The organism is Roseateles sp. GW821-FHT03B02 (assembly GCF_059421025.1).
The window spans coordinates 25,634-45,937 of sequence record NZ_JBWKUV010000013.1 but is presented as its reverse complement, the minus strand read 5'-3'; the positions used below and the strand labels follow the sequence as shown (position 1 = coordinate 45,937).

22 protein-coding genes are annotated in these 20,304 nt (G+C 67.5%); 13 read left to right on the top strand and 9 right to left on the bottom strand.

The genetic code is table 11. From position 1 onward, the window contains the following. Positions 1-30 precede the first annotated feature (30 nt). The 4 genes from AC07VX_RS25425 to AC07VX_RS25410 all read left to right on the top strand — a co-directional run bounded on the left by AC07VX_RS25425 (position 31) and on the right by AC07VX_RS25410 (position 3,117). Positions 31-858, top strand: coding sequence for a MotA/TolQ/ExbB proton channel family protein (locus tag AC07VX_RS25425; RefSeq protein WP_493167617.1), 828 nt, complete (start codon positions 31-33; stop codon positions 856-858). Between the two features lie 34 nt (positions 859-892). Next, positions 893-1,321 (top strand): ExbD/TolR family protein, encoded by a 429-nt coding sequence (locus tag AC07VX_RS25420; RefSeq protein WP_493167618.1) that lies wholly within the window; start codon positions 893-895, stop codon positions 1,319-1,321. A 15-nt stretch (positions 1,322-1,336) separates the two neighbouring features. Further along, positions 1,337-1,774 (top strand): ExbD/TolR family protein, encoded by a 438-nt coding sequence (locus tag AC07VX_RS25415; RefSeq protein WP_493167619.1) that lies wholly within the window; start codon positions 1,337-1,339, stop codon positions 1,772-1,774. 83 nt (positions 1,775-1,857) lie between these two features. Continuing rightward, positions 1,858-3,117: a hypothetical protein gene (locus tag AC07VX_RS25410; RefSeq protein WP_493167620.1), complete on the top strand. Its 1,260-nt coding sequence runs from the start codon at positions 1,858-1,860 to the stop codon at positions 3,115-3,117. Between the two features lie 66 nt (positions 3,118-3,183). Here the strand turns inward: AC07VX_RS25410 and AC07VX_RS25405 are convergent, their stop codons facing one another. From AC07VX_RS25405 to AC07VX_RS25375, 7 genes are all read right to left on the bottom strand, one after another. Next, entirely contained in the window at positions 3,184-3,942 is a 759-nt protein-coding gene (locus tag AC07VX_RS25405; RefSeq protein ID WP_493167621.1) for a 3-hydroxyacyl-CoA dehydrogenase, read from the bottom strand. A 101-nt stretch (positions 3,943-4,043) separates the two neighbouring features. Continuing rightward, entirely contained in the window at positions 4,044-4,697 is a 654-nt protein-coding gene (gene adk / locus AC07VX_RS25400) for an adenylate kinase (protein ID WP_493167622.1), read from the bottom strand. 99 nt (positions 4,698-4,796) lie between these two features. After that, complete coding sequence (gene kdsB, locus AC07VX_RS25395; protein ID WP_493167623.1) at positions 4,797-5,534, bottom strand: 3-deoxy-manno-octulosonate cytidylyltransferase; 738 nt, start codon at positions 5,532-5,534, stop codon at positions 4,797-4,799. Further along, positions 5,531-5,737, bottom strand: a complete 207-nt coding sequence (locus AC07VX_RS25390; RefSeq protein ID WP_493167625.1) for a Trm112 family protein — start codon at positions 5,735-5,737, stop codon at positions 5,531-5,533. The genes kdsB and AC07VX_RS25390 overlap by 4 nt, the downstream gene beginning before the upstream one ends. Next, the gene (gene lpxK, locus AC07VX_RS25385) at positions 5,737-6,780 is read right to left on the bottom strand and encodes a tetraacyldisaccharide 4'-kinase (protein ID WP_493167626.1); all 1,044 of its coding nucleotides are present in this window, start codon (positions 6,778-6,780) and stop codon (positions 5,737-5,739) included. The genes AC07VX_RS25390 and lpxK overlap by 1 nt, the downstream gene beginning before the upstream one ends. Further along, positions 6,746-7,162, bottom strand: a complete 417-nt coding sequence (locus AC07VX_RS25380; protein WP_493167627.1) for an ExbD/TolR family protein — start codon at positions 7,160-7,162, stop codon at positions 6,746-6,748. The genes lpxK and AC07VX_RS25380 overlap by 35 nt, the downstream gene beginning before the upstream one ends. Before the next feature lie 19 nt (positions 7,163-7,181). After that, complete coding sequence (locus AC07VX_RS25375) at positions 7,182-7,799, bottom strand: MotA/TolQ/ExbB proton channel family protein (RefSeq protein ID WP_493167628.1); 618 nt, start codon at positions 7,797-7,799, stop codon at positions 7,182-7,184. 359 nt (positions 7,800-8,158) lie between these two features. Here AC07VX_RS25375 and xseA point away from each other — a divergent pair, with 359 nt between their 5' ends. The 4 genes from xseA to AC07VX_RS25355 all read left to right on the top strand — a co-directional run bounded on the left by xseA (position 8,159) and on the right by AC07VX_RS25355 (position 12,950). Continuing rightward, entirely contained in the window at positions 8,159-9,451 is a 1,293-nt protein-coding gene (gene xseA / locus AC07VX_RS25370; RefSeq protein ID WP_493167629.1) for an exodeoxyribonuclease VII large subunit, read from the top strand. Positions 9,452-9,511: 60 nt separating this feature from the next. Next, on the top strand, positions 9,512-10,093 hold the full coding sequence (locus tag AC07VX_RS25365; protein WP_493167630.1) for a superoxide dismutase: 582 nt from the start codon (positions 9,512-9,514) through the stop codon (positions 10,091-10,093). 405 nt (positions 10,094-10,498) lie between these two features. Beyond that, complete coding sequence (gene yjjJ / locus AC07VX_RS25360; protein ID WP_493167631.1) at positions 10,499-11,890, top strand: type II toxin-antitoxin system HipA family toxin YjjJ; 1,392 nt, start codon at positions 10,499-10,501, stop codon at positions 11,888-11,890. 88 nt (positions 11,891-11,978) lie between these two features. Continuing rightward, positions 11,979-12,950 (top strand): IS5 family transposase, encoded by a 972-nt coding sequence (locus AC07VX_RS25355; protein WP_493167632.1) that lies wholly within the window; start codon positions 11,979-11,981, stop codon positions 12,948-12,950. 218 nt (positions 12,951-13,168) lie between these two features. Here AC07VX_RS25355 and AC07VX_RS25350 read toward each other — a convergent pair whose 3' ends face one another. Next, positions 13,169-14,383 (bottom strand): polyhydroxyalkanoate depolymerase, encoded by a 1,215-nt coding sequence (locus tag AC07VX_RS25350; RefSeq protein ID WP_493167633.1) that lies wholly within the window; start codon positions 14,381-14,383, stop codon positions 13,169-13,171. 104 nt (positions 14,384-14,487) lie between these two features. Between AC07VX_RS25350 and AC07VX_RS25345 the strand changes: the two genes are divergently transcribed. Then, a complete protein-coding gene (locus tag AC07VX_RS25345) occupies positions 14,488-15,225 on the top strand; it encodes a glutathione S-transferase family protein (RefSeq protein ID WP_493167634.1) in 738 nt (245 codons plus the stop codon). Positions 15,226-15,228: 3 nt separating this feature from the next. Here the strand turns inward: AC07VX_RS25345 and AC07VX_RS25340 are convergent, their stop codons facing one another. Further along, positions 15,229-15,681 (bottom strand): cupin domain-containing protein, encoded by a 453-nt coding sequence (locus AC07VX_RS25340; protein ID WP_493167635.1) that lies wholly within the window; start codon positions 15,679-15,681, stop codon positions 15,229-15,231. A 135-nt stretch (positions 15,682-15,816) separates the two neighbouring features. Between AC07VX_RS25340 and AC07VX_RS25335 the strand changes: the two genes are divergently transcribed. Genes AC07VX_RS25335 through ccoO form a run of 4 tightly spaced genes read left to right on the top strand, consistent with a single transcriptional unit; the run spans position 15,817 to position 20,304 of the window. Further along, on the top strand, positions 15,817-18,027 hold the full coding sequence (locus AC07VX_RS25335) for a heavy metal translocating P-type ATPase (protein WP_493167636.1): 2,211 nt from the start codon (positions 15,817-15,819) through the stop codon (positions 18,025-18,027). Beyond that, positions 18,027-18,176 (top strand): cbb3-type cytochrome oxidase assembly protein CcoS, encoded by a 150-nt coding sequence (gene ccoS / locus AC07VX_RS25330; RefSeq protein ID WP_493167637.1) that lies wholly within the window; start codon positions 18,027-18,029, stop codon positions 18,174-18,176. Before AC07VX_RS25335 ends, ccoS begins: the two co-directional genes overlap by 1 nt. Before the next feature lie 46 nt (positions 18,177-18,222). After that, positions 18,223-19,671: a cytochrome-c oxidase, cbb3-type subunit I gene (ccoN, locus tag AC07VX_RS25325; protein WP_493167638.1), complete on the top strand. Its 1,449-nt coding sequence runs from the start codon at positions 18,223-18,225 to the stop codon at positions 19,669-19,671. A 9-nt stretch (positions 19,672-19,680) separates the two neighbouring features. After that, a complete protein-coding gene (ccoO, locus tag AC07VX_RS25320; RefSeq protein ID WP_493167639.1) occupies positions 19,681-20,304 on the top strand; it encodes a cytochrome-c oxidase, cbb3-type subunit II in 624 nt (207 codons plus the stop codon).

Here is a 20,304-nt window from a genome sequence, read left to right as displayed (position 1 = left end):
AACCAGAATCTTTCCCTAGGAGTTGACTCCATGATTTCTCGCATCACCGGCTTCCTTGCAGCCATCGCCATGGCCGCGACCCTGGCTATCTCGCCCGCCCATGCGCAAGACCAGAAGCCGGCCGACGCCGCCTCGGCTGCCGTGGCCGACGCTGGCGCCGCTCCCGCCCCCGCTGCCGCTCCCGCCAAGCAAGAGAACCCCTACAGCCTGGCCAACATCGTCGCCCACGGCAACGTCGTCGACCAGGTCGTGCTGTTCATCCTGGCCATCATGTCGATGGGCTCGTGGTACATCCTCGTCGTGCGCCTGTGGGACACCGGCAAGCTGTCCTCGGAAGCCAAGGAAGTCCGCGCCAGCTTCTTCAAGAAGGCCAGCCTGGCTGATGGCATCAAGGGCCTGAAGGAAGAAAGCGCCTTCCGCTACATCGCCACCACTGCCATCGAAGCCTCGGAGCACCATGAAGGCGCCCTGACCGAGAACATCGACCACAGCAGCTGGGTCACGATGAACGTCGACCGCGCCGTCGCCGACGTCAACACCAAGATCTCCGCCGGCCTGGGCTTCCTGGCCACCGTCGGTTCGACCGCTCCCTTCGTCGGCCTGTTCGGCACCGTGTGGGGCATCCTGAACGCGCTGACCGCCATCGGCGTCGCCGGCCAGGCTTCCATCGACAAGGTGGCCGGCCCCGTGGGCGCCGCGCTGATCATGACCGCCATCGGTCTGGTCGTCGCCGTGCCGGCCGTGCTGGGCTACAACTGGCTGGTCAACCGCAACAAGAGCGTGATGAGCCAGGTTCGTTCCTTCGCCGGCGACCTGCACGGCGTGCTGATGGGCAACCGCTCGGTCGCCAAGCGCTAATCCCTGAGCTGAAGCTCGCACAGGAGCCAATGCCATGGGCATGAACGTCGGATCCTCTTCCGGCGATGACGATGTGGTCTCGACCATCAACACCACGCCCCTCGTGGACGTGATGTTGGTGCTCCTGATCATCTTCCTCATCACCGTGCCGGTGGTGACGCAGTCGATCGCGGTGAATCTCCCCAAAGAGACCAACCAGGTTCGCGTCACCAAGCCGGAGAACATCGAAATCTCGGTCAGCAAGGACGGCGACGTCTACTGGGGCACCAAGCTGATTCCCGACATGGAGGAGCTGGTCAAGCGCCTCGGCAAGGAATCGGTCAAGAACCCGCAGCCCGAGGTGCATATCCGCGGCGACGACAAGTCGCGTTACGAGTCGGTCGGTCGCGTGATCTTCGCCTGCCAGCGTGCCGGCATCATGAAGATCAACTTCGTCACCGAGCCGCCGGCTCGTGGCGGTTGATCCCAGGAGTCGAATATGGGAATGAATGTTGGAAGCTCGTCGGGCAGCGGTGAACCCGAAGTCCTGATGGACGTCAACACGACGCCGCTGATCGACGTGATGCTGGTGCTGCTGGTGATGCTCATCATCACCATCCCGATCCAGCTGCACACCGTCAACCTGGACATGCCGCCGCCGAGCACGAATCCGCCGCAGCAAGACCCGGTCGTGCACACCGTCATGATCGACTTCGACGGCACCGTCTATTGGGACGAAGCCGCGCTGCCGAACATCGATGCCGTGAACGCGAAGATGCAGGAAGTCGGCGCGATGGCGATCAGTGACCAGCCGGAAATCCACATCAAGCCGAACAAGCTGGTGGACTACGGCGTCGTCGCTGCCGTGATGGCCTCGGCCCAGCGCAACAGCGTCAAGAAGATGGGCATGGTCGGTAACGAGCAATACGTCAAGTGACGTGAGCTCGGGACCGCTGACACCGAACCAGTGATGCGCGCTGCCCGAAAGGGCGGCGCGTTTTTGCTTTGCAGGAGAGCAAATTGAAGACTTTGAAAACCGTGGTGGCTGTCGCTGTTGGCGCTCTGGCCCTGACCCTGAACGGTGCGCCCGGCGCGGAGTTCGGCTTCAGCCAGGCAGTCGCCCAGGACAGCGTGCGCAAGGAAGTCGGCACGCCTCTGGGCGAGGCCAGCAAGCTGGTCAAGGCCGGCAAGTACAAGGAGGCACTGGCCAAGCTGCGCGACGCCGAAGCCGTCGGCGGCCGCACGGCCGGCGAGAACAACGCCATCGAAGGCGTGCGCTTCTCGGCTGCCATGGGCGCCAACGACCCCGACACCATGGCCCGCTCCTTCGACGCCCTCAAGGGCGCCGGCAAGCTGGGCCAGGCCCAGCAGCTGCAGTACATGGAAGCCATCGCCGGCACCTATCTGCGCAACAAGGACAACGCCAAGGCGCTGAACTGGGCGCAGCGCTACTTCAAGGAAGGTGGCACCAGCCCGACCATGAAGCAGGTGCAGCAGAACGCGCAGTTCCTGTCGGGCGACATGACAGCCACCATCAAGGACACGCTGGAAGAGATCGCCGCCGACGAGCGCGCCGGCCGCGCGCCTTCCAAGGACAAGCTCAACCTGCTGCTGTTCGCGGCCCAGAAGAAGGGCGATGCCAACGCTGAAGGGCTGGCGACCGAGAAGCTGCTGAACTTCTACCCCGATCCCAAGCTGTGGGCCCAGATCCTGGGCGGCCTGCCGCAGAAGAAGAGCTTCGACAGCAGCCGCTACGCGCTGGACCTGTACCGCCTGCGCCTGGCGACCGGCAACATGTCGCGCGGCGCCGAGGACTACATGGAGATGGCCCAGCTGGCCGCCCAGGCCGGCTATCCGGAAGAGGGCAAGCAGGTCGTCGACAAGGGCCTGGCCGCCGGCGTGCTGGGCCAGGGTGCCGAAGGCGCCCGCCACAAGCGCCTGGCCGACCTGATGGTCAAGAAGATCGGTGAGGCCAAGGCCTCCGCGGCTGCCAACGAGAAGGCCGCCGAGGACGCCAAGGATGGCAACGCCTTTGTGACCCTGGGCCTGGCCAATGCCTTTGGTGGCAACGCCAAGAAGGGCATCGAGCAGATCGAGCAGGGCATCGCCAAGGGCAATCTGAAGCGCCCTGAGGACGCCAAGCTCTACCTTGGCCTGGCGCACATGCTGGCCGGCGAGGGTGCCAAGGCCCAGGCGGCCTGGAAGTCGGTCAAGGGTGCGGAAGGCTCGTCCGACCTGGCCCGCCTGTGGATCATCCAGTCGCGCTCGGCCAAGCGCTGATCGACGGAGCTCCAAACGAAAAGGGCCTGGTTCGCACCAGGCCCTTTTTTCAATGCGGCAACGACATCACTTCGGTGCCAGGCGGATCGCGCCATCCAGGCGGATGACCTCGCCGTTGAGCATGTCGTTGGTGACGATCTGGTGCACGAGCTTGGCATAGTCCTCGGGCTTGCCCAGGCGGCTGGGGAAGGGCACGCTGGCCGCCAGCGCGTCCTGCACCTCCTGGGGCATTCCGAACAGCATCGGCGTGCCGAAGATGCCGGGGGCAATGGTCATGTTGCGGATGCCGTTGCGCGCCAGATCGCGGGCAATGGGCAGCGTCATGCCGACGACACCGCCCTTGGACGCCGAGTAGGCCGCCTGGCCGATCTGGCCGTCGTAGGCGGCTACCGAAGCAGTGGAGATCAGCACGCCGCGCTCGCCAGTCGCCTCGGGCTCGTTCTTGGCCATCGCCTCGGCGGCCAGGCGGATCATGTTGAAACTGCCGATCAGGTTGACCGTGATGGTCTTGCTGAAAGCCGCGAGCGGGTGGGCGCCGTCCTTGCCGACCGTCTTGATGGCCGGAGCGATGCCCGCGCAGTTGACCAGGCCCATCAGCTTGCCCAGGCCGGTGGCTGCGGCGACGGCAGCCTGGCCGTCAGCCTCCTGGCTCACGTCGCACTTGATGAACGCGCCACCGATCTCGGCCGCGACCTGCTGACCGCGCTCGACCTGCAGGTCGGCAATGACGACCTTGGCGCCGTTGGCGGCCAGCATGCGTGCTGTGCCTTCGCCGAGGCCCGAGGCGCCGCCGGTGACGATGAACACCTTGCCTGCGATTTCCATGATGAGGATCTCCTGGGTTGATTGGTTGACGTAAACGTCAATTGTGGCCGACAAAAAGCCGCGAGGCTTACGCGTCGCGGCTTTGTTGAGTGAGGAGCGGCTCAGGCCAGAGCGGTCAGCGCCTTGTTCATGATGTCCTCGACCGAGCCCACGCCCTCGATGCGGCGGTACTTGGGCGCGTTGGCGTCGCCGGTGGCGGCCCATTGCGAGTAGTAATCGACCAGTGGGCGGGTCTGAGCGGAGTAGACGTCCAGACGCTTCTTGACGGTCTCTTCCTTGTCGTCTTCACGCTGGATCAAGTCCTCGCCGGTCTCGTCATCCTTGCCGGCGACCTTGGGCGGGTTGAACTTGACGTGGTAGGTGCGGCCCGAGGCCACATGCACGCGGCGCCCGCTCATGCGTTCGATGATGGCGTCGAAGGGCACGTCGATTTCCAGCACGTAGTCCAGCTTCACGCCGGCAGCCTTCATCGCGTCGGCCTGAGGGATGGTGCGGGGGAAGCCGTCGAACAGGAAGCCCTTGGCGCAGTCGGGCTGGGCGATGCGCTCCTTGACGAGGCCGATGATGATGTCGTCACTGACCAGGGCGCCTGAATCCATGACGGCCTTGGCTGCCAGGCCCAGCGGGGTGCCGGCCTTGATGGCGGCGCGCAGCATGTCGCCGGTGGAGATCTGCGGAATGCCGAATTGCTTGCAGATGAAGGCAGCTTGGGTGCCTTTGCCAGCGCCAGGGGCGCCCAGAAGGATCAGTCGCATGGGTCTCCTCGTCTCGTCAGGACCGTGAAAAAGTCCTGCTCAGGTCAGCGGTCGAGTATCGCACGCGGCCTTTCTGGGGCCTGACGTGACAGACCCGCGTCAACCCTCGACGAGGCGTCGCACGCGGGCCAGATCCTCGGGTGTGTCGACGCCCGGACCCGGCCGCTCGGCGCTCACATGCACAGCGATGCGCTCGCCGTGCCAGAGCACGCGCAACTGCTCCAGCGACTCGATCTGCTCCAGAGGGCTCACCGCCAGCGTGGGGAAGCGGCGCAGAAAACCGGCGCGGTAGGCGTACAGCCCCACATGGCGCAGCGCCTGGTTGGGCTGGCCTGCGCCGTCGCGCCACCAGGCGATGGGCGCCCGCGAGAAATACAGGGCTCGGCCGGCCTTGTCCGTGACCAGCTTGACGACGTTGGGGTTCGTGAACTCGGAAGGGTCGGTCAGCGCATGCGCGACAGTCGCCATCACGCAGTCGGGCTGGGCAGCCAGTGTCGCGGCGCAGGCGTCGATCATGGCCGGTGCGATCAGCGGCTCGTCGCCCTGCACGTTGACGACGCTAGCGTCGTCCGCCAGGCCGAGCTGCACAACGGCCTCGGCGAGCCGGTCGCTGCCGGAGGGGTGGTCGGCTCGCGTCATCAGCGCCCGCAGACCGTGGGCGGTGCAGGCGGCGGCTACCTCGGGCGCGTCTGTTGCGATGACGATCTGGCTGGCGCCGGACTGGGCCGCGCGCTGGGCGACACGCACGATCATCGGCAGGCCGCCGATATCGGCCAGCGGCTTGTTGGGCAGACGGCTCGACGCCAGTCGCGCCGGGATGATGACCGTGAAGCTCACGGGGCGAGCGGCACAGGGGCGCTGGCGGTGTCCGGCTCCCAGGGCCTGGCTTCGTTCTCCAGCATCAGCGGGATGCCATCGCGGATGGGGAAGGCCAGTCGGTCGGCACGGCAGCCCAGGGCGGGCAGTTCCCCGTCGCGCAGCAGCGTCAGCGGCCCCTTGCACAGCGGGCAGACCAGCATTTCGATGAGGCGTTGATCCATCAGGCGGGCAGGGAGAGTTTCTTCAGTTGGGTGTCCAGCGCGGCCTCGAAGCCGGCGCCGGGCCAGAAGTCTAGCGCCACGACCCAGACGGGCAGGGCGCTGACCCGATCGGGCCGCAGCTTCACGGCGTCCTTCTCGGTCAGCACGACGGCGGCGGTGCCGGCGGGCCAGGGCAGTTCGGCGAAGTCGGCATGGTCGGGGAGGGGCAGCATGGCAAAGCCCAGGCCCAGGTCGGCCAGCATGTCAAAGAAGCGCTGCGGCCGGGCGACACCCGCGACGGCGAGCAGCCCGGAACACTCGCGCAAGGCGAGCAGCGCGCCCATCTGTGCGGGCTTGCCGGCCCACCAGTCGGCCAGCGTCACGGCGCCCGCCAGCCCGCGCTCTGCGACGAAGCCGGGCAGGCCCGTGCTTGGCCGAGGCGCGTTGTAGACGACGAGCTGGTCGTCGGCCAGCGGTGCTGGCGGCTGGCGCAATGGCCCCGCGGGAAGCAGCCGGCCATTGCCCAGGCCGCGTTCGTCGAACACCAGCAGGCTCAAGCACCGCGGCAGGCGCCAGTGCTGAAGGCCGTCGTCACTGACCAGCAGCTGCAGCGCCGGCTCGGCGGCCAGCAGGGCGCGCGCCGCGGCAACGCGGTCGCGGCCCACGGCCACCGGAGCCCCGCTGCGCAGGTGGATGAGCAGCGGCTCGTCGCCGACCTCGGGTGCCGTTGATGCGCGCGTGACGAGGTGCACGCCGTCGCCCTCGCGTCCATAGCCGCGCGACACGACGCCGGCGCGCAGGCCGCGGGCGCGCAGCAGGGCCAGCAGCGCCAGCGTCGTGGGCGTCTTGCCGGCGCCGCCGACGATCCAGTTGCCGACGACGATGACGGGGACAGGCAGCGTCTCGACGCGCTTGAGCCCGCTCCTGTAGGCCAGCTGGCGCAGCCCGAGCAGGGCGCGGTAGACCCAGCTCAGCGGCAGCAGCGCGGCGGACAGCGGCCCGCCCGTCAGCCACTCGCCCTGCAGCCGATCAGCGAGCGTCGGTCTGGGCGGCGAAGGTGACACGCGTGAGGCCAACGCGGCGCGCGGCGTCCATCACATTGATGACGGCCTGGTGGGGCGTGGCGGCGTCGGCCGAGATGATCAGCGAAGCCTCCGCATTGCCGCCCGAAGCCTGGCGGAGCGCGCCGATCAGGATGTCGACCGAGCGGCCTTCCACCGGTTGGCGGTTGACGACGAAGCGGCCATCGGCCGCAATGCCGACGATGACCTCCTGCGGGCGGTCCTTCAACTTCTCCGCGTCGGCCGAGGGCAGCGTGATCTGCAACTCGGTGAACTTGGAGTAGGTCGTCGACAGCATCAGGAAGATCAGGATCACCAGCAGCACGTCGATGAAGGGGATCAGGTTGATCTCCGGCGGGTCCGTGCGGGGGGAGCGGAAGCGCATGACGCGGTCCTTCTCGGGCTTAGGCGGTGTAGCGGCGCAGCTGGCCCAGCAGTCGGTCGGCCGCGGCTTCTAGCTCCAGCACGTACTCCTCGATGCGGCCCTTGAAATAGCGGTGGAACATCAGCGAGGGGATGGCAATCATCAGGCCGAAGGCCGTGTTGTAGAGGGCGATGGAGATGCCGTGCGCCAGTTGCGCCGGGTTGCCGCCGCCGGGCGTCTGGCTGCCGAAGATCTCGATCATGCCGACCACCGTGCCCATCAGGCCCAGCAGCGGCGCGGCCGTGGCGATGGTGCCCAGCGTGTTCATGTAGCGCTCGAGCTGGTGTACGGCGCGGCGGCCGGCGAACTCGAACACCAGGCGCAGCTTGCCCTCGGGCATCTGCGGCTCGGCCGTCACGGCGCGCAGGCCGGACGCCAGCACCTCGCCGAGGACGGAGTTCTCGGCCAGGCGGTCCACCATGTCGGGCGCGGGCAGCTGCTGGGCGCTGACGTTGAGCACGTCTTCCAGCAGTCGCGCCGGCATGATGCGGCTGCTGCGCAGGCTGGACAGCCGCTCGATGATGAGGGCCAGGGCCACCACGGAGCACAGGAGCAAAGGCCAGATCGGCCAACCGGCGGCTTGTATGATCGAAAACAAGGTCGTCCCCGTGTCGAGAGTGCGAGTGGGCGGCCGCAGACCGGCCGGGAAAGTGCGCGGGATTATGGCCCCAGCCTTCCAGGGCCCAGCCCACACCCAAACCCCAAGAAAGCGTTCCCACAATCCACCGTTGCTGTGGATAACTTTGTGGGCAAGCCCGGGGCGCGGGCCGGCAGAGGCCGTCAAATCAAGGCCTTGGACAACTTGCCTCAAGTTTGAGCAGCGGATTTCGAATTGAAAAACAAGGCCTTATGTGCTCATGACGGCGCCGTGACAGGCGCCGTGCACGAAAACGGCCCGCCGGCCCAGTATTGGCGCGGCTGTGGACTTCCCGGCCCGCGCCGGCATTGGGTTTGCGCGTGATTGAGCCTCGCGAAGCCGCTTCAAATCGGCGTGTCTGGGGTGTGGCCGGCCTGCTGGAGGCGGTGAGTCAGAGCCTGGCCGAGCGTTTTTCCGTCGTCGTCGTCGGTGGCGAGATTGCCGGCTTCACACGAGCCGCCAGCGGGCACTGCTATTTCGGGCTGAAGGACGCCGACGGTCAGGCCGCCAGCCTGCGCTGCGCGATGTTCCGCCGCGCTGCGGCGATGCTGGACTTTGCGCCGGGCGAGGGCGTGCTCGTCGAACTGCGCGGCCGCGTGGCCGTCTATGAACCGAGGGGCGAGCTGCAGTTCGTCGTCGAGGCCATGCGGCGCGCCGGCGCCGGCACGCTGTACGAGCAGTTCCTGAAGCTGCGCGCGCGGCTGGCGGCAGAAGGCCTGTTCGATGCCGAAGCCAAGCGCGCCCTGCCGACCCATCCGCGGCGCATCGGCGTCGTCACGTCGGCTGCCGGCGCGGCCCTGCACGATGTGCTGACGGCGCTGGCGCGGCGGGCGCCGCAGGTCGAGGTCGTCGTCTACCCCAGCCCCGTGCAGGGTGCCGAGGCGCCCCCGGCACTCGTGCGGGCGCTGCAGGTGGCCAACGCACGGGCCGAAGTGGACGTGCTGCTGCTGGTGCGTGGCGGCGGTTCGCTGGAGGACCTTTGGGCCTTTAACGACGAGCGTGTCGTGCGCGCGGTGGCGTCTTCGGACCTGCCCGTCGTCTGCGGTGTCGGCCACGAGACCGATGTGACCTTGTGCGACCTGGCCGCCGACCTGCGCGCGCCCACGCCCACGGCCGCGGCTGAACTGGCCGCACCGTCGCGCGAGTCTCTTCAGGCCCAGCTTGCCGGCCTCGAGCGCGCGCTGACGCTGCGCACCGAGCAGCGCCTGCAATCACTGGCCCAGCGGCTGGACCGCCTTGCCTTGCGCCTGGCCCGCCCCAGTGACGCGCTGGCCCGCCAGCGCCGCCTGCTGGACCTGCTGGCCCAACGTGCCGCGGCAGCGCCCGGACGGCGCGTCGAACTGCAGCGCCAGCGCCTGGCCCACCTGGCGCAACGCCATGAGCGCGCGGGCCTGGAGGTGCTGCGTCGCCAGGCTGCCAGGCTGGATTCGCTGCAAGCCCGGCTGCAGGCCCTGGACCCCCAGCATGTGCTGGCCCGCGGCTATGCCTGGCTGGATGACGGCGAGGGCGGCGCGATCACCTCCGTCAAGGACTTGACGCCAGGCCGCGAGGTGGCCGCCGTGCTGGCCGATGGCAAGGCCCGACTGAAGGTATTGCCTTCGGCGCAGGGGTGATTGAGCCTCCCTACAATCCGCCGCGTTTTCCCTTCCCCCCAACACCCTGAGGTTCACACCATGGAACACACGCTGCCCCCGCTGCCTTACCCCATCGACTCGCTGGCTCCGCACTACAGCAAGGAGACGCTGGAGTTCCACCACGGCAAGCACCACAACGCCTACGTCGTGAACCTGAACAACCTGCAGAAGGGCACCGAGTTCGAATCGATGACGCTCGAAGAGATCATCAAGAAGAGCTCCGGCGGCATCTACAACAACTCGGCCCAGATCTGGAACCACACCTTCTTCTGGAACTGCATGAAGCCGCAAGGTGGCGGCGAGCCCTCGGGTGCCCTGGCCACGGCCATCAACGCCAAGTGGGGCAGCTACGCCGCCTTCAAGGAAGCCTTTGTCAAGAGCGCCGTGGGCAACTTCGGCTCGGGCTGGACCTGGCTCGTGAAGAAGGCCGACGGTTCGGTCGACATCGTCAACACGGGTGCCGCCGGCACGCCGCTGACGACCGCCGACAAGGCCCTGCTGACCGTGGACGTCTGGGAACACGCCTACTACATCGACTACCGCAACCTGCGTCCCAAGTTCGTCGAGACCTTCCTAAGCAATCTCGTGAACTGGCAGTTCGCCGAAGCCAACTTCGCCTGAGCGATCCGCTCCCGAACAAAGGCCGGCTTCAGCCGGCCTTTGTTCATTGCGAGGGCTTTACTACGCAAATGGCCCAAGAAACGCCGGAAGGTGAGCATTGGCGCGGGTTTGCGGCCTGTAAGCCGCGCGCACCAAGCGATTTTGAGCCAATTTCGGCGCCCCTCCCCCGACCCGCACAACGACTTGACGGCGTTGCGAGCCACGAACTGCAGCGTCGTCCAGGCCGACGACTGCTCCATGCCGAGGAGGGGCTTGAGTCCGCGCGTCCAGGGGGGCGAAAGGTATCTCTTTCCAACTTCCACGGACGCCCTACAATCGTTTCATACATCGTTTCTGAGATTTTCTAAATAAAGAGCTTTCACGCAGGTAGTTCGGTCGCGTCATGGTTCAAAAAATCGTTTCATTGTGGCTGCGGACCTTGTCGCTACATTGCGCCTGAACGGGCGCCTACGGGCAGGCGAACTCCTCAAGTCGCTCGGGGTCAGCCGAGCCACGCTGATGCGATTGGCGCGTGCGGCCGGCGACGAGGTCATCGTGCGGGGCAGTGCCCGGCGCACCACTTATGCCGCGCGCCGCGCATTGCGCGGCTCCAGTGCAGCGCTGCCCCTGTACCGCGTCGACGAGCACGGAGACGTGCAGGAAATTGCCCGACTCGACCTGACCTACCCGGACGGCTGCGCCGCCGAGTTCGTCGCAGACTTCGGCTGGCCGTTGGTTGATGACATGCAGGCGGGCTGGTTCGACGGCCTGCCCTATCCCCTCAACGACATGCGGCCCCAGGGCTTCCTAGGTCGCAACTTCGCACATCAACACGCCGAGATGCTTCAGGTTCCCGCGGACCCGACGGCATGGTCCGATGATCACGCGCTGCACGCGATGTCGCTACTGGGGGCCGACCTGCTAGGTAATCTCATCGTCGGCGAGCCGGCCTGCCGTCAATGGCTCGAACGGCTGCAGGATGCGCGTCTGGGCCGTGGTGACGCGCCGATCGCTGAGGACGAGGTAGAGCAGGTTTACGCCAGCCTAGCCGAGACCGCCATGGCCCAAGGGGTTGTGGGTTCCTCGGTCGGAGGTGAGTTTCCAAAGTTTGCGGCCGTGCGCGAATTCGGCGACAGGCGTGTGCAGCACGTGCTGGTCAAATTCTCCGGCTCAGACGACTCGCCGGGCACTAGACGCTGGGCTGACTTGCTGGTGTGCGAGCACCTGGCTAGCGTCATCTTGCCGGCGCGCCTGGGCATCGGCGCGTCAACCTCGCGCATCCGCCGTAGCAGCGGGCGCACCTTTCTGGAGGTTGAGCGCTTCGACCGGCACGGACTGCTTGGCCGCTCCGGCGTGGCGTCCTGGTCCTCGCTGAACGCCGCGCTGTTCGGCGTAGCAGGGGCTCCCTGGACCGAGGCTGCCCGGATGGTGACCGAGCGTGGCTGGTTATCCACTGTCGATGCCCAACACATCGCGCTGCTGTGGCATTTCGGCCAGCTCATCTGCAACACCGACATGCACGAGGGCAACCTGTCGTTCCAGCCGAACGCCCAGGGCGGTCACGCGAGACTGCGGCTGTCGCCGACCTACGACATGCTACCGATGCTTTACGCGCCAGCGCGCGGCGTGGAAGTTCCAACCCGAACCTTCCAGCCCAAGCTACCGCTACCGGCCGAGCGCGACGTCTGGGAGCCCGCGGCACGCGCGGCCATCGAGTTCTGGCAACTTGCCGCGGCTGACGAGCGAATCAGCGCTAGCTTTCGGGCCATCTGCACCGACAACGCCAGGCTCTTGCTCAAGCTGGCGTCGGTTAGCTAATACGGTGGGTTGGCGCCTAGGGAAGGTCTGCAAAACCCCGCGTCACCCCGACTGGCGCGCGGCGTGAACGCAAGAGACGATGGCGGGCATGAATCAGATCACGCTGGGCCTTGACCCTCTGCCCAAGAAGACGCGCAAGGAAGTCTTCCTCGACGAGATGAATCAAGTCGTGCCTTGGGCGGAATTGGTGGCGCTGATCCAGCCCCATGCCCGCGGTGCCCACCAGGCGCTGGGCGGCCGTCCGCCGTTCCCCATCGAGACGATGCTGCGCATTCACTGCCTGCAACTCTGGTGGAACCTCAGCGACCCGGCGATGGAAGAAGAGTTGCACGAGCGCCCGCTGTACCGGCGCTTCGTCGGCCTGGACGGCTCGGCGCGGTTGCCCGACGAGACTACGATCCTGAGGTTCCGGCACCTGCTGGAGAAGCAGCAGCTCGCGCCGAAGGTGCTGGCCACCATCAACGCCGGCCTGGCCCAGCAAGGCCTGTTGCTCAAGACCGGTACGGTGGTCGACGCCACCATCATTGCCGCGCCCAGCTCGACCAAGAACAAGGACGGCGAGCGCGACCCCGAGATGCACCAGACCAAGAAGGGCAACCAGTGGCACTTCGGCATGAAGGCCCACATCGGCGTGGATGCCGAGTCGGGCCTGGTGCACACGGTCATCGGCACGGCGGCCAACGTCAACGACGTCACGCAGGCGGCCGGGCTGCTGCACGGCCAGGAGAGCGACGCGTGGGCCGATGCCGGCTACCGGGGCGTGGACAAGCGCCAGGAGCTCAAGGACTCAAAGACACGTTGGCACGTGGCCATGCAGCCAGGCCAGCGACGAGCGCTCGACACCGAGTGCAAGTTGCACCGGGTGCTGGAGAAGATCGAGCAGCTCAAGGCCAGCGTGAGGGCCAAGGTCGAGCACCCGTTCCGCGTGGTCAAGCAACAGTTCGGCTATGCCAAGGTGCGCTACCAGGGCTTGGCCAAGAACACGGCGCGGCTGACGATGTTGTTCGCGCTGGGCAATCTGTGGATGGTGCGCAGGCGACTCATCGAGGCGCAGGGATGAGTGCGTCTGCAATGCGCCAGACGGGCGCCGCAGGCTCCGAAAGCCTCGGCGCTCGCGAGCCGAATAGCCGGAAATCGAGTCCTGCAGCCGCATCACGAAACCGCAAGTCCACGATCTGCAGCGCCGGGCTCAATGCACGGGGTTATGCAGACCTTCCCTAGCCATATCTTGACTTTTCGCCCCTGTTACAGAGCTTGGGCCATTTGCGTAGTAAGACCTCATTGCGAGACCTGGATGACGTGCCGCACCAGCGGATAGACCTGGTGCTGCCAGCGCCGCCCGCTGAAGACGCCATAGTGGCCCACGTTGGGCTGGATGTAGTGGGTGCGCATATAGGCCTTCAGGCTCGACGCCAGATCCTGCGCCGCCAGCGTCTGGCCGACCGAGCAGATGTCGTCGCGCTCGCCCTCCACCGTCAGCAGCGCCGTGCGGCGGATGGCCGCCGGGTTCACGCGCCGGCCCTTGAAGAACATCTCGCCGCGTGGCAGGTCGTAGGTCTGGAAGACACGCTCCACCGTCTCCAGGTAGAAGTCGGCGGCGAGGTCGGCCACGGCCAGGTACTCCTCGTAGAACATGCGCGTGACCTCGGCCTTGTCGAACTCGTCGGCGACGAGGTGCTTGTAGTAGTCCTTGAAGGCATTGCTGTGCCGGTCCTTGTTCATGCTCATGAAGGCCGACAGCTGCACGAAGCCCGGGTAGACGCGCCGGCCCGCGCCCGCGTGCTGCCAGGGCACATGGCTGATCAGGTTCTTCCTGAACCAGCCAATGGGCTTGCTGGTGGCCAGCTCGTTGACGGCCGTGGGACTGACGCGGCAGTCGATGGGGCCGGCCATCAAGGTCAGGCTGGCCGGCGTGGCGGGGTGGTCGTCCTCGGCCATCAGCGACACGGCCGCGAGCGCGCTGACGCAGGGCTGGCAGACGGCCACCACATGGGACTGGGGGCCGATGGCGGCGAGGAAGTCGATCAGATGGCCGGTGTATTCGTCCAGCCCGAAGCGGCCCGCCGCCAGCGGCACGTCGCGCACGTTGTGCCAATCGGTGACATAGACGTCATGGTCCTGGAGCAGCGTGCGCACCGTCTCGCGCAGCAGTGTGGCGAAGTGGCCCGACATGGGCGCCACCACCAGCACCCGGGGCTGCGCCGGCGCGCCCTCCTTGCGAAAGCGCAACAGCGTCGCGAAGGGCGTGGTCAGCGCAGCCTCCTCGGTCACGGGCCAGCGCTCGTTGCCGCTGAAGATCTCGCCGATGCGCCAGTGGGGGCGGGTGTGGGTGATCTGGGCCAGCTCGAAGACCTTGCCGGCCGCCGCCAGCTGGCGCGCCGGCAGCCAGCTGGCGTCGGCAATGCCCGGCTGCTGCAGGAACGGAAGCGACAGGCGCGTGGCCGTGCGCAATGGCCACAGCAGATCGCTGTGGGCCTGGTAGGCGGGGTACATGGCTGCTCCTGCAAGGCCGGGATGAGTCAGGCGACGCAAGGAGCGCGCCAGCATGGCATGCGCCTTGCGTCGATGCCAGCGTCCAGACCGCCGAGGAGATGCTCATGCCCGTTGCCACGCAGTCCAAGCCTGCGGCCCGCAAGCCCTTCAAGGCCGCGCCGGCGCGAAAACCCAAGGCGGTCACCGCACCCGCGGCCACGTTGACGCTGAGCAGCAAGAATTACTCGTCCTGGTCGCTGCGCGGCTGGCTGCTGGCGCGCTTCGCCGGCCTGGCCTTCGAGGAGCTCATGCTGCCGCCCGACGACGAGGACGCCCGCAAGGAGTTGCTGCTGCTGGCGCCGTCCATCCGCGTGCCCTGCCTGCGCCATGACGGCGCGACGGTGTGGAATACGCTGGCTATCGCCGAATACCTGGCGGAGACCTTCCCCAAGGCCGCGCTGTGGCCCGCCGACCGCGTGGCGCGCGCCCATGCCCGCGCGGTCTGCGGTGAGATGAACTCGGGCTTCGCCAACCTGCGCGCTGCGCTGCCGATGAACCTCAAGGGCCACTTCCCGCGGCACAAGATCTGGGCCGGTGCAGGACCCGACATCGAGCGCATCGGCGAGATCTGGACCGACTGCCTCGCGCGCTACGGCGGGCCCTTTCTGTTCGGCGCCAGGCGCAGCGCGGCCGACGCGATATTTGCGCCGGTCGTCACGCGCTTCCTGACCTATGACGTGCCGCTGAACCCGGCCTGCCTGGCCTACTGCAAGACCATCAGCGCCATGCCCGAGCTGCAGGAATGGACCGCCGCCGCCCGGCTGGAGCCGGACGAGATCGAACAGCTCGACATGGACTTCTGAATCTCACGCCCAGGGCGCCGGGATCGGCACCTCGCAGGGCGGCGGCATGTCCACGGTGCCGAAGTCGGCTGGCGAGACGATCTCCAGGTACTCCATGTCCGGCGAGTAATCGAACAGGTAGTGGACGATGCCGGGGCGCTGGTGCACGCAGTCGCCGGCCTCCACCAGGGTCACCTGGTCGCCGTACATGAACTTGGCCCAACCCTTGGTCATCAGCACGATCTGGAACTCCGCCTCATGGCGGTGCCATCCCGTGCCCTTTTCGGGGGCCATGTTCGCCTTCACAAGGTGCGCGATGACCCGCCCACCGGTAGCGGCAGCAACGCCCAGGTCGCGGTAGAGGAAGAAGTCTCTGAGCCCGTCGCTGCGCCAGGGTGTGTCCCCGGGCTTGACGTGGGAGAACTGCGTGGCGGACGCGTCGTTGGCGGCGTCCACGGGTATCGACAGATCCGACATGAAGGGGCCTCCTGAAGAACTGCAGGCCTCGGAGGACACGCAATATGCGTTCCTGCCGGAATGCCCGGCGGGAAGATTGCCAGCGCCTTGATTCAGGTCATGGGGTGCGCCGCAGGGCGCGGCTAGATTGGCGGCGTGAGCGCTCCGCCCCTCGGGCTGCACGCGGCCGATGCCGACGCGCGGCTCCTCGCCCCTTTCACTGCATGGCCCGACGGCCCGGCCGGGGTGGCGCTGTCGCAGTTCCAGGTGGCCGGCATGCATTGCGCGGCCTGCTCGGGGATCATCGAATCGGCGCTGCTGAAGCTGCCGGGCGTGGAGGGCGCCAGCGTCAATGCCGCGTCGGCCCGCCTCGCGCTGCGCTGGCAGCCCGCTCGCGTCCCGCTGGCGGATGTGCTGGCTGCGTTGCAGGCCGCCGGCTACCGTGCCACGCCCGATGTCGCCGCGCCCGCGCGCGAACTGCGCCGCCAGGAGCGGCGGCAGGCGCTGTGGCGGCTGTTCGTCGCGGGCTTCCTGATGATGCAGGTCATGATGCTGGCCACGCCCGCCTACGTGGCCGGCCCGGGCGAGCTCAGTGCCGACCTGGATCAACTGCTGCGCTGGGGCAGCTGGGTGATGACGCTGCCGGTCATGGCCTTCGCGGCCGGGCCGTTCTTCCGTAGCGCCTGGCGGCAGCTGCGTGCGGGCCGGCTTGGCATGGACGTGCCGGTGGCCATCGGCATCGCGGTGACCTTCATTGCCAGCTCCGGGGCGCTGTTCGATCCGCGTGGTCCGCTGGGCCACGAGGTCTATTTCGATTCGCTGACGATGTTCATCGCGCTGCTGCTGCTGGCGCGCTGGTTCGAGCTGGGCGCGCGCCACCGGGCGGCCGATGAGCTGGAGGCGGTGGCCGGCGCGCTGCCATCTGCGGCCGAGCGGCTGCTGGACGACGGCACCAGCGAGCGCGTGGCCCCCGAGGCGCTGCGCCCGGGTGACCGCATCCGCGTGGCAGCGGGCGAGGCCTTCGCCGCGGATGGCTGCGTGCTGGCGGGGCAAGGCTGGGTCAACGAGGCGCTGCTGACGGGCGAGTCCGCGCCGGTGGCCAAGGCCGCGGGCGACGCGGTCGCGGCCGGCAGCCTCAACCTCGATGGCGTTCTGGTCGTTGCCGTACAGCGCGTGGGCGCCGACACGACGGCTCAGGGCATCGTGCGGCTGATGCAGCAGGCGCAGAGCCAGCGGCCTTTTGCCCACGGCCTGCTGGACCGCGTGGCTGCCGGCTTCACGGCCACCGTGCTGCTGCTGGCGCTGGGGGCAGGGCTTGCCTGGTGGTGGATCGAGCCAGCGCGCGCCGTCGCTGTGGCTGTGGCGGTGCTCATCGTCACCTGCCCCTGCGCGTTGACGCTGGCCGCGCCGGCCGCCTGGCTGACGGCCAGCGGCACGCTGGCGCGACGCGGCCTGCTGCTGGCCGACCTGTCGGCGCTGGAGCGGCTGTGCGCGGTGGACACCATCGTTTTCGACAAGACCGGCACGCTCAGCGAGGACCGCCTGCAGCTGCGCCGCTGGTGGGTCCACGGCGAACACTGTGGCGATGCCGACGCGCTACTGGCCATGGCGCGCAGCCTGGCCGGGATGTCGCGCCACCCGCATGCCCAGGCGCTGGCCGATGGCAGCGGCGCCGGGCACTGGAGCGATGTGCGCGAGGTCGCCGGCCGCGGCGTCGAGGCCCGCGACGCGGGCGGCAGGCTCTGGCGCCTGGGCGCGCCGGCCTGGGTCGGCGAGCGGCCTGACCCCGAGGCTCGCCTTGCCTTCGGCTGCGGCGACTGCGTGTTGTGGCTGGATCTGGCCGAGGCGCCGCGCGCCGACGCCGCCGAGGCGGTCAAGGCGTTGCGCGCCCAGGGCCGCCGCGTGCGCCTGCTGTCGGGCGATCAGCCCGCCGCCGTCGCGCGCATGGCTACGCTGCTCGACATTGCCCACTGGCGCGGCGGCGCGACGCCCGAGACCAAGCTGGCCGCCTTGCGCGACTGGCAGGCTCGCGGCGAGCGCGTGCTGATGGTGGGCGACGGCATCAACGACGCGCCGGTGCTCGCCGCGGCCGACGTGCGCATCGCGATGGGGCAGGGTGCCATGCTGGCCCGCAACGCCGCCGACGCGCTGCTGGTGTCCAACCGGCTGATGGTGCTGCCGCAGGCCCTGGTGCTGGCACAGAAAACCCGCCGCGTGCTGCGCCAGAACCTGGCCTGGGCGGCTCTCTACAACCTGGCCTGCGTGCCGCTGGCGCTGGCGGGCCTGCTGCCGCCGCTGGCTGCGGGCATCGGCATGGCCGGCAGTTCGCTGTTCGTCGTTCTCAACGCACAACGCCTGAATCGCTGATGGACATCCTCTACCTCCTCATCCCGTTCTCGGTCGTGCTCGTGCTGCTCATCCTGGCCGTGTTCGGCTGGGCTGTGAACTCGGGGCAACTGGACGACCTCTCACACGAGGGTGAACGCATCCTGCTTGACGAGGATCAAGGCGTGTAAAGCGTCACGGACGAAGAATCGTTTGCATCTGACTGAAGGAGTCGCGATGGCGAACGAAAAGGCCCTGGCCACCACCGGGGCGGTATATGAAGACGGACCGGTACGCGCCTTCGCGCTGGCCGCCGTCCTGTGGGGCGTGGTGGGGATGCTGGTGGGCGTCATCATTGCCGCCCAGCTGGCCTGGCCCGACCTGAATCTGGGCATTCCCTGGTTGAGCTACGGGCGGCTGCGCCCGCTGCACACCAACGCCGTCATCTTCGCCTTCGGCGGCTGCACGCTGTTCGCCACCAGCTACCACGTCGTGCAGCGCACCGGCCAGACCGCGCTCTTCTGCCCGAAGCTGGCCTGGTTCACCTTCTGGGGCTGGCAACTGGTCATCCTGCTCGCGGCCATTTCGCTGCCCATGGGCTTCACGACCGGCAAGGAGTATGCCGAGCTCGAATGGCCGATCGACATCCTGATCGCCGTGGTCTGGGTGGCGTACGCGGTGGTGTTCTTCGGCACCGTGGGCACGCGCAAGATCCGCCACATCTACGTGGCGAACTGGTTCTTCGGCGCCTTCATTCTCGCCGTGGCCCTGCTGCACATCGTCAACAGCGCCGAGATTCCCGTCAGCCTCACCAAGAGCTACTCCGCCTATGCCGGCGTGCAAGACGCCATGGTGCAGTGGTGGTACGGCCATAACGCAGTGGGCTTCTTCCTGACCGCCGGCTTCCTCGGGATGATGTACTACTACATCCCCAAGCAGGCCGAGCGTCCCGTCTACAGCTACCGCCTGTCCATCGTCCACTTCTGGGCGCTGATCTTCACCTACATGTGGGCGGGCCCGCACCACCTGCACTACACGGCGCTGCCGGACTGGGCGCAGAGCGTGGGCATGATCTTCAGCCTGGTGCTGCTGGCGCCCAGCTGGGGCGGCATGATCAACGGCGTCATGACGCTGTCGGGCGCCTGGCACAAGCTGCGCGACGACCCCATCCTGAAGTTCCTCATCGTGGCGCTGTCGTTCTACGGCATGTCGACCTTCGAGGGCCCGATGATGTCGATCAAGACGGTCAACGCACTGTCTCACTACACCGACTGGACGGTGGGCCACGTGCACAGCGGCGCGCTGGGCTGGGTGGGCCTGATCTCCATGGGCTCGCTCTATCACCTGATCCCGCGCATGTTCGGCCGCACGGAGATGTACTCCAAGCGCGCCATCGAGCTGCACTTCTGGGTCGCGACGCTGGGTATCGTGCTCTACATCGCCGCGATGTGGATCGCTGGCGTCATGCAGGGCCTGATGTGGCGCGCGGTCAACCCCGACGGCACGCTGGTCTACACCTTCGTCGAGAGCGTGAAGGCCACCTGGCCCTTCTACGTGATCCGCCTGGCCGGCGGCCTGCTGTACCTCAGCGGCATGTGCATCATGAGCTGGAACGTCATCAAGACCGTGCAGGCCGGCCGTGCGCAGCCCGTGCGCATTCCCGCCCCCGCGCTGGCCCACGCCTGAGGAGATTTCATGAGCAACCATTCCCAAGCCGTCTCCGGCCACCAGCGCATCGAGACCAGCAACCTGCTGATGATCGTGCTGGTGCTGCTGACCGTGCTGGTCGGCGGCGTCGTCGAGATCGTGCCGCTGTTCTTCCAGCGCTCCACCACGCAGGCCGCGCCGGGCCTCAAGCCCTACACGGCCCTGCAGCTGGCCGGCCGCGACATCTATCTGCGCGAAGGCTGCTACAACTGCCACTCGCAGATGATCCGCCCGCTCGCCGCCGAGACGCTGCGTTATGGCAAGTACTCTACCGCCGGCGAGTTCGTCTACGACCACCCCTTCCAGTGGGGCAGCAAGCGCACCGGCCCAGACCTGGCCCGCGTGGGCGGCAAGTACAGCGACGACTGGCACCGCATCCACCTGAACAACCCGCGTGATCTGGTGCCCGAGTCCAACATGCCGGCCTACTCCTGGCTGGCAGGGGCCCCGGTCGATGCGGCCATCATGCCGACGAAGCTGGCGGCGATGCGCACGCTGGGCGTGCCCTACACCGAGGCCGAGGTGAAGTCCTCCGCCGAGGACGTGAAGGGCAAGACCGAGCTCGACGCGCTGGTGGCCTATCTGCAGGTGCTCGGCACCGCGAACAAGTAA

Excerpts from the sequence above, each read along its gene's own strand:
- AC07VX_RS25425 (WP_493167617.1), top strand. The coding sequence starts at position 31 with ATGATTTCTCGCATCACCGGCTTCCTTGCAGCCATCGCCATGGCCGCG.
- AC07VX_RS25420 (WP_493167618.1), top strand. The coding sequence starts at position 893 with ATGGGCATGAACGTCGGATCCTCTTCCGGCGATGACGATGTGGTCTCG.
- AC07VX_RS25415 (WP_493167619.1), top strand. The coding sequence starts at position 1,337 with ATGGGAATGAATGTTGGAAGCTCGTCGGGCAGCGGTGAACCCGAAGTC.
- AC07VX_RS25405 (WP_493167621.1), bottom strand. The coding sequence starts at position 3,942 with ATGGAAATCGCAGGCAAGGTGTTCATCGTCACCGGCGGCGCCTCGGGC.
- adk (WP_493167622.1), bottom strand. The coding sequence starts at position 4,697 with ATGCGACTGATCCTTCTGGGCGCCCCTGGCGCTGGCAAAGGCACCCAA.
- AC07VX_RS25390 (WP_493167625.1), bottom strand. The coding sequence starts at position 5,737 with ATGGATCAACGCCTCATCGAAATGCTGGTCTGCCCGCTGTGCAAGGGG.
- AC07VX_RS25380 (WP_493167627.1), bottom strand. The coding sequence starts at position 7,162 with ATGCGCTTCCGCTCCCCCCGCACGGACCCGCCGGAGATCAACCTGATC.
- AC07VX_RS25365 (WP_493167630.1), top strand. The coding sequence starts at position 9,512 with ATGGAACACACGCTGCCCCCGCTGCCTTACCCCATCGACTCGCTGGCT.
- AC07VX_RS25355 (WP_493167632.1), top strand. The coding sequence starts at position 11,979 with ATGAATCAGATCACGCTGGGCCTTGACCCTCTGCCCAAGAAGACGCGC.
- AC07VX_RS25350 (WP_493167633.1), bottom strand. The coding sequence starts at position 14,383 with ATGTACCCCGCCTACCAGGCCCACAGCGATCTGCTGTGGCCATTGCGC.
- AC07VX_RS25345 (WP_493167634.1), top strand. The coding sequence starts at position 14,488 with ATGCCCGTTGCCACGCAGTCCAAGCCTGCGGCCCGCAAGCCCTTCAAG.
- AC07VX_RS25340 (WP_493167635.1), bottom strand. The coding sequence starts at position 15,681 with ATGTCGGATCTGTCGATACCCGTGGACGCCGCCAACGACGCGTCCGCC.
- ccoS (WP_493167637.1), top strand. The coding sequence starts at position 18,027 with ATGGACATCCTCTACCTCCTCATCCCGTTCTCGGTCGTGCTCGTGCTG.
- ccoN (WP_493167638.1), top strand. The coding sequence starts at position 18,223 with ATGGCGAACGAAAAGGCCCTGGCCACCACCGGGGCGGTATATGAAGAC.
- ccoO (WP_493167639.1), top strand. The coding sequence starts at position 19,681 with ATGAGCAACCATTCCCAAGCCGTCTCCGGCCACCAGCGCATCGAGACC.